The organism is Micromonospora sp. CA-240977, from assembly GCF_050942285.1.
Taxonomy (GTDB): Bacteria; Actinomycetota; Actinomycetes; order Mycobacteriales; family Micromonosporaceae; genus Micromonospora.
Genome location: NZ_CP192055.1, coordinates 2,000,966 through 2,013,066 on the forward strand (window position 1 = coordinate 2,000,966; position 12,101 = coordinate 2,013,066).

The 12,101-nt window shown below is 72.5% G+C and carries 10 protein-coding genes; 5 read left to right on the forward strand and 5 right to left on the reverse strand.

Translation table 11 applies throughout. The annotated features are described in order from the left end of the window. Positions 1 to 48: 48 nt before the first annotated feature. Entirely contained in the window at positions 49 to 2,091 is a 2,043-nt protein-coding gene (locus ACQPWW_RS09355) for a glycerophosphodiester phosphodiesterase family protein (RefSeq protein ID WP_433131083.1), read from the reverse strand. Positions 2,092 to 2,281: 190 nt separating this feature from the next. Here ACQPWW_RS09355 and ACQPWW_RS09360 point away from each other — a divergent pair, with 190 nt between their 5' ends. Beyond that, entirely contained in the window at positions 2,282 to 2,704 is a 423-nt protein-coding gene (locus ACQPWW_RS09360) for a hypothetical protein (RefSeq protein WP_433131085.1), read from the forward strand. Between the two features lie 90 nt (positions 2,705 to 2,794). On the opposite strand, the gene ACQPWW_RS09365 is transcribed toward ACQPWW_RS09360, so the two are convergent. Beyond that, positions 2,795 to 5,104 (reverse strand): HelD family protein, encoded by a 2,310-nt coding sequence (locus tag ACQPWW_RS09365; RefSeq protein WP_433131087.1) that lies wholly within the window; start codon positions 5,102 to 5,104, stop codon positions 2,795 to 2,797. Between the two features lie 144 nt (positions 5,105 to 5,248). On the opposite strand from ACQPWW_RS09365, the gene ACQPWW_RS09370 reads away from it, so the two are divergent. Then, complete coding sequence (locus ACQPWW_RS09370; protein ID WP_433131089.1) at positions 5,249 to 5,884, forward strand: SGNH/GDSL hydrolase family protein; 636 nt, start codon at positions 5,249 to 5,251, stop codon at positions 5,882 to 5,884. A 71-nt stretch (positions 5,885 to 5,955) separates the two neighbouring features. Here the strand turns inward: ACQPWW_RS09370 and ACQPWW_RS09375 are convergent, their stop codons facing one another. Then, entirely contained in the window at positions 5,956 to 7,065 is a 1,110-nt protein-coding gene (locus ACQPWW_RS09375) for a LolA family protein (protein ID WP_433131091.1), read from the reverse strand. 97 nt (positions 7,066 to 7,162) lie between these two features. Here ACQPWW_RS09375 and ACQPWW_RS09380 point away from each other — a divergent pair, with 97 nt between their 5' ends. Together ACQPWW_RS09380 and ACQPWW_RS09385 are read left to right on the forward strand one after the other, a co-directional pair. Next, positions 7,163 to 7,819: a response regulator transcription factor gene (locus ACQPWW_RS09380; RefSeq protein ID WP_433131093.1), complete on the forward strand. Its 657-nt coding sequence runs from the start codon at positions 7,163 to 7,165 to the stop codon at positions 7,817 to 7,819. A gap of 74 nt (positions 7,820 to 7,893) precedes the next feature. After that, entirely contained in the window at positions 7,894 to 9,258 is a 1,365-nt protein-coding gene (locus tag ACQPWW_RS09385; RefSeq protein ID WP_433134244.1) for a sensor histidine kinase, read from the forward strand. Between the two features lie 51 nt (positions 9,259 to 9,309). On the opposite strand, the gene ACQPWW_RS09390 is transcribed toward ACQPWW_RS09385, so the two are convergent. Both ACQPWW_RS09390 and ACQPWW_RS09395 read right to left on the reverse strand, forming a co-directional pair. Then, a complete protein-coding gene (locus tag ACQPWW_RS09390) occupies positions 9,310 to 11,010 on the reverse strand; it encodes a tetratricopeptide repeat protein (protein WP_433131095.1) in 1,701 nt (566 codons plus the stop codon). Between the two features lie 57 nt (positions 11,011 to 11,067). Further along, positions 11,068 to 11,529, reverse strand: coding sequence for a MarR family winged helix-turn-helix transcriptional regulator (locus ACQPWW_RS09395; RefSeq protein ID WP_433134246.1), 462 nt, complete (start codon positions 11,527 to 11,529; stop codon positions 11,068 to 11,070). 49 nt (positions 11,530 to 11,578) lie between these two features. Here ACQPWW_RS09395 and ACQPWW_RS09400 point away from each other — a divergent pair, with 49 nt between their 5' ends. Next, positions 11,579 to 12,100 (forward strand): VOC family protein, encoded by a 522-nt coding sequence (locus ACQPWW_RS09400; protein ID WP_433131097.1) that lies wholly within the window; start codon positions 11,579 to 11,581, stop codon positions 12,098 to 12,100. Position 12,101: the final 1 nt, after the last annotated feature.

Consider the following 12,101-nt stretch of genomic DNA (forward strand, 5'->3'; position numbering starts at 1 on the left):
CCGATCGCCGGCCGGAAAAATCCGGCCGGCGATCAGCGCGTCAGCAGGTCAGCGCAGGCCGTTGCGCGTCGCGACGCTCACCAACAGGTCCGGGTCGTCGGTGATGATGCCGTCCACACCGAGGTCGATGACCCGCTGCATGACCGTCGCGTCATCGACGGTGTACGGGATCACCTTCAGGTTGTCCCGCGTCTGAAGGGTCCGGACGTCCGGTCCGTGGAAGTACGCCGGGTTCTCCCGCAGGTACCAGTCCGCCGAGGCGACAGTGCCCTGCTTCGGGTCGTGCACCTGCCAGTTCGCCGACACCGTGCCCGCACCGGCGGCCCGGGTCAGCTTGCCGAGGTCCTGGTACTTCCACCAGTCGAGTCCACCGGTCCACGGGCTCTTCACCGACGGGTTCCCGTACACCGCCTGCAACGAGCACTCGTCGGCGAGGGTCGCGCACTCGGCCGGGCCGTACTGCCAGACCAGCGCCACGGTGCCGATCCGGCGGTCGAGCTGGCGGGCGTAGATGATGGTGCGCCAGTCGAACGACTGGATGGTCGCCCGGTTGGTGAAGCCGGCGCGCTGGATGGCGTCGACGAGCGTGCGGGTGAAACTGCGGTACGGCTCGGTGTCGTCCACCACCGGGCTGATCTTCGTCTCGATGTTCATCCCGATGTCGCTGCGGCCACTTGCCTTCACCAGGGCGAAGACCTCGTCAAGGGTCGGGATCCGGGCACCCGGCGCGGGCACCTGCGCGGGCAGCTCCGGCAGCGTCTTCGTGCCGCAGTCGACGGTCTTGAGCTGCGCCAGGGTCAACTCGTGCACCGGCTTGCCCACGTACGGGAACATCCGGTCGCCGGGGCGCACCGGGGCGGTGTCGACGCAGTGCGACCCGTTGACGGTGCGGTCGTGCAGCACTACCAGTTTGCCGTCGGCGGTCACGCCGGTGTCCAGTTCCAGCGTGGAGATGGCCCGGTTGGACAGCGCGTTCGCGAACGCCGGCAGGGTGTTCTCCGGCCGGGTGGCCCGCCCGCCCCGGTGCGCCTGGATGTCGAACGGCGCCGCGTACGCCTTCGGCAGCCGGTAGCCGCGCTGCGCCAGCAGACCGCGCAGCCGGTCCGGGTAGTCGGTGATCATGCCGTCCACGCCGTCGTCGATCAGCTTGGCCATGGTCGGCAGGTCGTCGACGGTCCACGGGATCACCTTGATCCCGTAGCGGTGGGCCTGGGCGACCATCTCCCGTGTCACGTACGGCTGGTAGCCGGGGTCGGTGACGGTGCCGTTCTGCGGCATGCCGTGCACTGGTGAGAAGGCGCTGGCGCCGAAGCTGCGGATCGCCCTGATCGGGTCGCCACCGAAGTCGTCGATGTCCAGCCCGCCCAGCCACGGCGAGGCGCCCGGCTGTCCGGTCTGCAGGAAGTCGTAGTTGGTCAGGGCGACAAGCGGCAGCTTCGGCTCGACCTGGCGCATGCGCATCAGCGCGCCCCAGTCGAAGCTCTGGATGGTGACCTGCTTGAGCAGCCCGGCGGCACGGATCTCCGCCGCGGTCACCCGGACGAACTGGTCGCGGGGCGCGGTCTCGGTCGGCGCGCCGGCCTCCACCTTGGTCTCGACGTTGAGCGTCACGTCCTTCGCCCGGTAACGGTTGACCAGGGCGAACACCTCACGCAGCAGCGGCATCCGGGCGCCCGGGACGGCGAGTTGGCCGGGCTTGTCCGGCAGCGTCTTCGAGCCGCAGTCGAGCGAGCGCACCTGGGCCAGGCTGAGCGTGTTGATGTACTTCCCGACGTACGGGAACTCCGGGTCGCCGGGCGTCACCGGTGCGGTGTCGAGGCACTTGGCGCCACTGATCTTCCGGTCGTGGGTGACGACGGCCTGACCGTCCTCGGTGATCTGCACGTCCAGTTCGAGGGTGGTCACCCCGAGTTGGAGGGCGTTGCCGAAGGACGCGAGGGTGTTCTCCACCCGCAACCCGAGGCCGCCGCGGTGGGCCTGCACGTCGAATGTCCGGTCCGGTCGCGGCGTCGCCTGGGCGGGCACCGCGAGCCCGGTCGTCACCGTCGCGGCCACCAGGGCCGCGACGGCGGTACGGCGTACTGTGCGCACGCTGTCATCCCCTCTGCCGGTGGGCATCTCCCACCGGTCGCCGGACAGCATGGACATCTCGGGCGGCGGGCAGGCGGCCAGTGGGCGGCGCGACGGTGAACCGCCGAGGACGACCTCCCGGTCACGTCGGGTTTGGCCGGCCGGTGGTCGGGCACGCAGTCGGTTCCACAGCTTCTGCGAGGTGATGATCGTGCGTGAGGACGACATGCGGCAGGACGCCGCCCGCCAGGCCGAGGATCGGATCGCCGGAGGCGTGTACGGCAAGGGCGCCGTCGACGAGGTGACGCTTCCCCGTACCGATGTGCAGAGTCAGATCCAGCGCGACGACCCGCTCGACCCGGCGCACGAACGGATCGATCCCCGGGTGCTGCACGACGGTGGCCCCGTCGGTGGGCAGGGCGCGGTGACCACCACCGGTGGCACCGCCGGTCCGGCGAGCGTGCGCCGGGTGGCCCGCCAGCCGGAGCGGCACCGGGGCAAGATCGCCCCGACGACGACCGGGGACGCCACCACCGGCGGCCTGAGCACCCCGATGGGCGGCGGCACCAGCGACCAGTCCACCTCCGCGACCGGACCAGCCAAATCCATCAAGGACAAATCCACCACCGACTAACCCCACCCACCCTTGACGGCGTGATCATGAGGTTGACGTGGCTGTTGAAGATCACAGTCCACGTCAACCTCATGATCGACCAGTGGGTGGTCAGGGGGTCGGGGATTGGGGGGCGGCGCGGAGGATGCCTAGGCGTTGGGTGGCGCGGGTTAGCGCTACGTACAGGTCGCTGCGGCCGCGCGGCGACTCGGCCACCATCCGGTCCGGGTCGACGACCAGCACCGAGTCGAACTCCAACCCCTTGGCCTGCGCGACTGTCAACACCACCACCCGGCTCTCCAGCTCCGGGTGCTCACCCACTGCGGCCTCGGGCAGCGCGGCCGTCACCGCCGCGCCCAACTCACCCACCCGGCCGGCCGGCACGAGCACGCCGAGTCGACCCTCGGTCAGCGCGGTCGCCTCCCGGGTGGCCTCCGCGACGAGTTCCGCCGCCAACCGCTCGTCGGGCACCGTCCGGTCCCACGGGGGTACCCCGCTCTCCCGCACCGAGCGCGGTGGGCGCAGCGCCGGGTCGATCTCCGCGAGGACGTCGGCGGCGACCGCCATGATCTCGGCCGGGGTGCGGTAGCTGACCGTCAACTCGGTCAGCCGCCACCGCCGCGCCACGTACGGGGCGAGGGCGTCCGCCCAGGAGGGCGTGCCGCTGAGCGCGCCGGTCTGCGCGACGTCCCCGACGATGGTCATCGACCGGCTCGGGCAGCGGCGCATCAGCAGCCGCCACGCCATTGGTGACAGCTCCTGCGCCTCGTCCACGATGACGTGGCCAAACGCCCAGGTCCGGTCGGCGGCGGCCCGCTGCGCGGTGGTCAGCCGGTCGGCTTCCTCCTGCCGTTCCAGCAGCCGGTCCGCGTCGATCAGGTCGGTCACGCCGAGGATCTCACCGCCCTCGGCCTCGTCCTCGACGTCGATCGAGCGGGAACCCCTGGCGATCTCCAGCACGCCCTCGGCGTACTCCCGTTCCATCATCCGGATCCGGTCCCGGCGTGCGGCAGCGGCCCGCTCGTCCTCGCCGAGCAGTTCGGCGGCCTCGTCCAGCAGCGGCACGTCGGCCGGCGTCCACCCACCCGGCTCGCGGTGCAGCAGCGCCCGCTCCTCGTCGGTGAGCATCGGCGCGGCGGCGGCGATCCGGTCCGGGTCGGCGTACAGGTCGGCGAGCAGTCGCTGCGGGGTGAGCACCGGCCACAGCCGGTCGAGGGCGGCCTGGATCTCCGTCTCCTCGCGCAGCTCGCGGCGGATCTCGGCCCGGTCCGCCTCGTCGAGCAGGTTGTCCCCGCCCAGCGGGTCGGCGCCGATCCGTTCGGCCACCTGGTCGGCGAGCGCGTGCACGATCTCCATCTCGAACAGCGCGCGGGCCAGGTTGTGCGGCCGGTCGACGCGGCGTACCCGGTCCCGGGCGGTGCGCACGGTCTCCGGGTCGAGGCTCAGCGCCTCCCGCTCGACCTCGATCTCCAGCGGCTCGTCCGGCACCCACTGCCGGTCCCGCACGGCCAGCGTCAGGATGTCGGCCAACACCGCCCGGCCCTTGAGGGCCGCGGTCTCGGCCGGTTCGGTCCGTTGGGCGCTCACCCCGGGAAAAAGATCACCCTGGGTACGCAGCAGCACGCCGGTCTCGGCAAGCGTCGGCAGCACCTGGGAGATGTAGCGCAGGAAGGTCGCGTTCGGGCCGACGAGCAGCACGCCACGGCTGGAGAGTTCGCGGCGGTGCGTGTAGAGCAGGTACGCCGCCCGGTGCAGCGCGACGGCGGTCTTGCCGGTGCCGGGGCCGCCCTGGACCACCATGACGCCCGGCAGTTCGGCGCGGATGACCTCGTCCTGTTCGGCCTGGATGGTCTCGACGATGTCGCGCATCCGGCCGGTCCGGCCCGCGTTGAGCGCCGCGAGCAGTGACGCCTCACCGGTCAGCTCCTCGTGGCCGCCGGGGGCGGCGGCGTCGATGTCCAGCACCTCGTCGTTGAGCCCGGTCACCTTGCGCTGGCGGGTCCGCAGGTGCCGGCGGCGGCGTACGCCCTGCGGGTTGGCGGCGGTGGCGAGATAGAAGGCGCGGGCGGCGGGGGCCCGCCAGTCCATCAGCAGCGGGTCGTAGTCACCTGTGGTGTCGAAGATGCCGATCCTGCCGATGTAGTGGCGGGAGTCGTCGTCACCGTCCAGACGGCCGAAGCACAGCCCGTTCTCCACGGCGGAGAACTGCTCGACCTGATCGGCGTACATCGCTACCGAGCTGTCGCGCTGCGAACGGTCCTGGAGGGTGCCGCCGGTGTTGCGCAGCTCGGCGGTGAGCCGGTGGGCGGCCTGCTCACGCAGCCCGTCCAGCCGGTCGTAGAGCATCGAGACGTACTCCTGCTCGCGACCGATCTCGTCGTCGAGCGGCAATTCGCCAGAACCGCCGGAGTGCCTTGACAAGCCGTCTCCCTAAAGATTAGAATCGCTTGCAGGAACGGCTTTTAGCCGTTCTTTTTTGTGTCCTCGAACTGTTGAAGATAGCGCCTTCCGCCGGTTCTCACCAAGCCCGGCGGGTCGGTGCCGGTGATCGCGAGGTGGCGTCGGATGATCCTGGGGACCGGGCAACGGGTGGTCTTCATCGGCGACAGCATCACCGATTGTGGTCGACGCGACGTCGCCGCGCCCTACGGCTCCGGTTACGTCAGTCTCGTCCGCGCGCTTGTCGACGCCCGGCACCCCGAGCTGGAGCTGACCTGGGTCAACCGGGGTGTGGGCGGCGACACGGTTCGGGACCTGGCCGCCCGCTGGGACGACGACGCCATCGCCGAGCGCCCCGACTGGCTCGCGGTGCTGATCGGCATCAACGACATCTGGCGGCACTACGGCGACCGGCCGGAGGAGGCCGTCGGCATCGAGGAGTACGAGCGCACCCTGCGCGATTTGCTGCGTCGGGCGGTCGCCAGCACCGGCTGCGGGCTGATCCTGGGTGACCCGTTCCTCATCGAGGCGGACCGCGGCGTCCCGCAACGCGCCGACACCGACCGGTACGCAGCAGTGGTGGCGGGGCTGGCCGCCGAGCTCGACGCGGTGCACGTGCCCAACCAGGCGGCGTTCGACAGGGTCCTCGCGGTCAGCCCGTCGAGCCGCTGGGCCGATGACCGCGTGCATCCGTACCTGCCCGGCCACGCGGTCCTCGCCGACGCCTACCTCAGCGCCCTCGGCGTGAACGCCGCCCCCTGACGCGGGTTTCGGCCGGGCACGGCGACGCGCCGGGCCGACCGGTGGGTCGACCCGGCGCGGACACCTGTGGATCAGCCGCGAGCAGCCTGGTAGAGCCGTTCGGGAGTGACAGCGCCGGCGAGGACCCGGCCGTCGTCGGTGAGCAGCACGCTGAACAGCTTGCCGGTGAGCAGCCGCCCGCTGCCCCAGTCGCCACTGACCGCCGTCAGCCCGCCGAGCAGCTTCGACATGTCCACGTCCGGCGCGCCGGCCCCCGGTGCGGCAGGCTTGCCTCCGACGGCACCGTCGAGGCGGGCGACAAGCACTGTCGTCCAGCCGTCGCCCACGGCGCGTACCTGCGGATCACCGGCCGGCCCGACGTGGCCGGGCTTGCCCGCGGCCGGCCGCTCAGCCTTCTCCTCGTTCACTGTCACGCCGGGCGGTGGGTTGAAGGTGAACTGGTCGGCTTCGGGCCGGCGGTAGTCGATCTGGGTGAAGGCCATCTCGAACGCCGGCTGGTCACTGCCCTTCGCGAGCACCTCGAAGCGCAGCGGCACGTGCTGCTTGGCGTCGATGGCGATCCGCAGCTGGTGCACCAGGGAGTCCTTGTCGCGCGGCTGGAGCACCAGTTCGTACGCGTCCTGACCGGCGACGGTCGCCGAGCGGCCGACGCTCACCTCGGTGCTCGGATCGATCGCGGCCAACGCCAGGTCGGCGGCCTCCTGCGGAGTGGCCGGCAGGTTCGGCCGCGCCTCGGCAGCCGCCCGTCCGGTCTCGGTGTCGCCGAGCGTGCGATGGCGAGCGGTGTTGGTGCGGCTCTCCCAGGTCCACAGGTCCCGGCCGTTGCGGATCACGTCCTGCTCGCCGAGGGTGTCCAGCAGCGCGACCCGCTGCCGCTCCGGGCCGGAATACCAGACCCGCAGGGTGTGCGTGCCTGTCAACATGGTGCTCAACTCGTTGCCGGGGACCAGCCCGACGAGCGACGGTAGGCCGAGGTCGGCACGTTGCACGACGGTCCCGGAGACCCCCTCCAGCCGGGAGGTCTGCAGGTCGACCAGGAGCTGGGCGGCGGTACGCGGCGGCAGGCTCGGTTCGGCCTCGGCGGCGAACGTGCCGACGGCCGCTCCGCCGCCGATGACGGCTACGGCGGCGGTGGCCGGAACCAGCCAACGAAGGACGGGACGGCTTCTCAGGACGGACATGGTGGCACCTCCTGCTGCCATCCTCCTCCCTCGGCCCTGAGAACGTGCTGAGGATGCCGAGCCGCCGTTTGTTGAACAGGGGTGGCACCCTTGAGCTGTGCGGTTGTTGGTGGTGGAGGACGAGGCTCGGTTGGCGGCTGCCCTACAACGCGGCCTGCGGGCGGAGGGGTTCGCGGTGGACGTCGCGCGGACCGGTCCGGCCGGCCTGGACGCGGCCCGGCACGGCGGGTACGACGCGATGATCCTCGACGTGATGCTGCCCGGCCTCTCCGGCTACGAGCTGGTCCGCACACTGCGAGCGGAGCAGCACTGGTTGCCGGTGCTGATGCTCTCCGCCAAGGACGGCGAGTACGACCAGGCGGACGGCCTCGACTGTGGCGCTGACGACTACCTGACCAAACCCTTCTCGTACGTGGTGCTGCTGGCCCGGCTGCGGGCGCTGCTGCGCCGGGGCGCGCCGGAACGCCCGACGGTGCTGGCGGTCGGTGACCTGCGACTGGACCCGGCCCGCCGGCGGGTGACCCGGGCCGACGCCGAGGTGACGCTCACCGCACGGGAGTTCGCGCTGCTGAACTACCTGATGCGTCGACCCGGTCAGGTGATCTCCAAGATCGAGTTGCTGGACCACGTCTGGAACGCGAGCCTGGAGACCGCGCCGAACATCGTCGAGGTGTACGTCGGCTACCTGCGCCGCAAGCTCGGCCGGGACCGGCTGGAGACGGTCCGGGGCGCCGGTTACCGGCTGGCGACGTGACAGTCGGCGACCCGCTGCCGGCCCGTCACGCGTGGCACGGCCGGCTGCCGGTGCTGGGGCTGCGGGGGCGGCTCATGGCGATCGGGGTGTTCGGCCTCACCATCGGGCTGGCCCTGGGCGGGGTGGTGCTGCTCGGCGCGCTCCGTTTCGTGCTCCAGCGAAACGTCGACACCGAGGCCTTCCGGACCGCCGACGCGGTCGCCCTGCTCGCCGCCGAGGACGTGCTGCCCGACCCGTTGCCGGTGGCCGGCGGGCAGGTCCGCGTCCAGGTCGTCGACGGGCAGGGGCGGATCAGGGCCGCCTCGATCGACGCCGACCGGCTCGTCCCGATGGTCCGCCCGGAGCGGCTGCGCCAGGACCGTCGGCAACGGCTGGACGTGCCGGCGGAGCGGGTCGGGCTCGCCGGCCCGGTCCAGGTGGTGACAGTGCCCGCCGGCACGGCGACCGACCCGCTCACCGTGCTGGTCGCCCGGTCGATGGCCGACGTGCGGCAGAGCACCCACGTGGTCCGGGTCATCCTGCTGGTGGCCTTCCCGCTCCTGGTGGCCGTGCTGGCCGGGGTGGCGTGGCGGACGGTGGGCGCGACTCTGCGGCCGGTCGAGGCGTTACGGCGGGGCGCCGAGGAGATCACCCGGCAGCCGGCCGGTGCCGGCCGGCTGCCGGTGCCCGCGTCAGCCGACGAGATCCACCGGTTGGCGGTCACCCTCAACGGCATGCTGGACCGGCTGGAGTCCGGCCGGGTCCGCCAACGGGCGTTCGTCTCCGACGCCGCGCACGAGCTGCGCAGCCCGCTGACAAACATCCGGACCGAGCTGGAGGTGGCCCAGCGCCTCGCGGACCGCACGGACTGGACGGCGGTGTCCGCCAACCTGCTGGCCGACACCGACCGGCTGAGCCGACTGGTCGACGATCTCCTGCTGCTGGCCCGCCTGGACGAGGCTCCACCGGCCCGGGGGACCGCCCCGGTGGAACTGGGCGCGTTGCTGACCGAGGTTGCCGCTCGCTACCCGGCGCCGCCGGTGCGGGTGGCGGCGCCGGGTAGCCCGCTCTGGACGACAGGCAATGCCGACGAGCTGCGACGCGTGCTGTCCAACCTTGTCGACAACGCGGTACGGCACGCGTCCGGCAGCGTGGTGCTCGCCGCCGAGGCGACGTCGGCCGCGCGGCGGACGGCCGGGCCCGGCGTCGGGGCGTACCACCTGGTGACGGTGACCGACGACGGCCCGGGGATCGCGGCGGCCGACCGGGAGCGGGTGTTCGACAGGTTCACCAGGCTGGACGACGGCCGGGCCCGCGACGACGGGGGCGCCGGCCTGGGGTTGGCCATCGTCCGGGAGCTGGTGCGGCGCGCCGGCGGCAGCATCACCCTCACCGATGCGCCGGAGCAGCACGGGCTACGGGTGTGCCTGCTCCTGCCGGCGGCGTGGGCCGGGGAGTAGGTCAGGCCGTCGGCGTGCGGCGTGCCGCGCCCGGGTGGGTGCGTGGGCCGGTCAGCGGCGGCGGGTGCAGACCTGCTCGGAGCTGGCGACGGTGTCGGTGGACCAGACCACGGCAACGGTGAAGCAGTAGTCGTTTGTGCGGTTGAGCGCGTAGATGACGTAGCTGGTGGTGCCGGCCGGCAGGGTCGCGAAGACGTTGCGGTTCTGGCCGGTACGGCCACCAGCGATGACCACCGGGCCCTCGCTGCCGGCCGGGTAGGTCCAGTTCAGCGCGATGCTGTCCCGGGTGTCGCGCAGGGTCACCGCGCCGGGCGGGCTGCCGGGCGGCGCCCCGGTGGCGGGCGGCGTGGGCGCGGCACCGCCGGAGCTGGGCGCGGTGGCGGCCGGCGGGCTGGCGGTGGGGGAGCCACTGGCCGGCGGCGGTTTCGGCTCGTCGTCGCCGTCGACCCGGGCCACCCCGGCGATCACCGCGGCCGCACCGAGCAGCACCACGACCACACCGGCCACCAGCACCGGCACCAGCCGGTTGCGCGGCGTCGCCGGCGCCCGGTGTACGGGGACCGGCAGCAGGCGGGACGGCGTGTACGGCTCAAGCGGCGCGTACGGGTCCGGCGGCCGGTACGGGTCGGACGCCGGGTACGGGTCGGACGGCGAGTAGGGGTCGGGCGCCGCGTACGGGTCGGGCGCCGGATACGGATCGGACGGCGCGTACGGGTCGGGCGCCGGATGCGGGTCGGGCGGCGTGGCGGGGCGGTGCAGCCGGTACACCCCGGGCTGCTCCTCGCCGGCCAACCCGATCACCGACGGGGGCACCGGTGTCTCGGTGTTGCGGGGCGGGGACTCCTCCGGCGTCTCGGGTGGCCACCTGGTGCCCGTCGACCCGACTGGTTCGTCGGCCGGCGTTCGGGGATTCGGCACCGTACCGGCGGCCGCCGGCCCGGCGTGGTGTGCGGCAGGGGCCGGTGCCTGGTAGCTGGACTCGGTCGGCTCGTCGCCGTGCGGTGGGACGCGGGCGGCCGGCACCACCGGCGTGTCCCGGGCCGTGGGCGGGTTGTCGGCGCAGGCGTGGTCGGGATTGGCCGCAGCTCGGGCCAGGGCCGCCACCTGCGCGGCCAGCGGATCGTCGGCGGGCAGGTGCTGCCGGCACAGCTCGCGGGCCAACGCCAGGTTGTCGTGCGCCTCGGTGAACTGCCCGCAGTCCCGCTGCATTGCCCCGAGCCGCGCCAGCATCTTGATGCCGCTGGGGTGCCCGTCGCCATAGACCTCACGGTGCAGCTCCCAGGCGTCCTGGAGCCGGTCCCGGGCGACAGTGCACTGGCCGCGGGCGTACTCGACGGTGGCCAGGTCGGCGTGGGCGGCGAGCACCCGCAGCGACTCCGGGCCATCCTGCGCGGTCAGCTCGATGATGACTTCCTGGTAGAGCCGAGCGGCCCGGGAGTGGCTGCCCACCCGGTGCAACACCGCGGCCAGGGTCGCCGCGGCGGCCACAGTGCGCGGGTCGGAACGGCCGTGCAGTCGGGTGGTGGCCGCGTACGCGAAGGCCGCCCATCCTCGGGCCGAGTGCGGCTCACCGAGGGCGACCAACACCCGCGCCTGGAGGCTGGCCGCCTCGGCCAACTCCTCGGTGGCGTTGGCGGGGCGGGGGTCGGCGTCGGTGAGCGCGTCGGCGAGCAACTGCTGCGCGCCGGCCAGATCGCCGGCCGACACGAGATGGTGCGCCTGGTCAGTCAGTTCACCGAAGCCGGAAGACACGCCCCATCGTGCTCATCCGACGACGGTAAGTACAAGACCCGCGCCGGTGTCGATTGGTCAGGATCTCCTCAGGTGGTCGGCCAGGGTTTCGCTGATTCGGCGCAACTGGTCGACCTGGGCGGGGCTCAACGCGTCGAACAGATGCCGGCGTACTCCCTCGACGTGGCCGGGCGCGGCGGCCGCGAGGGTGGCGAAACCCTCGTCGGTGAGCAGCGCGATCTGCCCGCGTCGGTCGGTGGGGCAGTCCTCGCGGCGCACCCATCCGGCCGCCTCCAGCCGGGCCACCGCGTGGGAGAGCCGGCTGCGTGACGACCCCGCGGCCTCGGCCAGGTCGCTCATCCGCAGGCGTCGACCGGGGGACTCGGAGAGGCGGACCAGGATCTCGTAGTACGCGTGTGGCATGCCCGCGTCGCGTTGCAGCTCGCGGTCGAGCGTGTCCATCAACGCCCGGGAGGCGGTGAGGTACGCGCGCCACGTGCGTTGTTCGTCGGAGTCCAGCCAGCGGGTCATGACCGCCATCATAACCCACATAGTTGAACGCTCAACGAAACTGGGCTACGCTCGGGTCATGGGTATCCACCGGCTCAACCACGCGGTCCTCTACGTCAGTGACCTAGCCCGCAGCGTCGCCTTCTACCGGGACGTGCTGGGCTTCCGTGCGGTGGCGATGACCCCGGACGGCTTCCGGGGCGCCACCTTCCTCCAGGCCCCGGACTCGACAAACGACCACGACCTCGGCCTGTTCGAGATCGGCGCCGGCGCCGGGCGGTCGACCGCCGGCCGGGCCACCGTCGGCCTCTACCACCTCGCCTGGGAGGTGGACACCCTCGACGAGCTGGCCGTCACCGCCGAGCGGCTCGCCGCCGCCGGGGCCCTGGTCGGCACCTCCGACCACGGCACCACAAAGAGCCTCTACGGGCAGGACCCGGACGGTCTGGAGTTCGAGATCGTCTGGCTGATCCCCGCCGATCTGCTCGACGACGCCGCGCTGACCGCCCGCAAGCAGATCGGTCGGCTCGATCTGGACGCCGAGCGGCGGCGCTACGGCGGGCAGACCCGGGGCGGGGTGGGGATCTCCGTGCCGGCCTGAG

Bases quoted from the DNA above. Each gene is read 5' to 3' on its own strand.
- ACQPWW_RS09370 (WP_433131089.1), top strand. From the start codon at position 5,249: ATGATCCTGGGGACCGGGCAACGGGTGGTCTTCATCGGCGACAGCATC.
- ACQPWW_RS09375 (WP_433131091.1), bottom strand. From the start codon at position 7,065: ATGTCCGTCCTGAGAAGCCGTCCCGTCCTTCGTTGGCTGGTTCCGGCC.
- ACQPWW_RS09385 (WP_433134244.1), top strand. From the start codon at position 7,894: ATGGCGATCGGGGTGTTCGGCCTCACCATCGGGCTGGCCCTGGGCGGG.
- ACQPWW_RS09395 (WP_433134246.1), bottom strand. From the start codon at position 11,529: ATGGCGGTCATGACCCGCTGGCTGGACTCCGACGAACAACGCACGTGG.
- ACQPWW_RS09400 (WP_433131097.1), top strand. From the start codon at position 11,579: ATGGGTATCCACCGGCTCAACCACGCGGTCCTCTACGTCAGTGACCTA.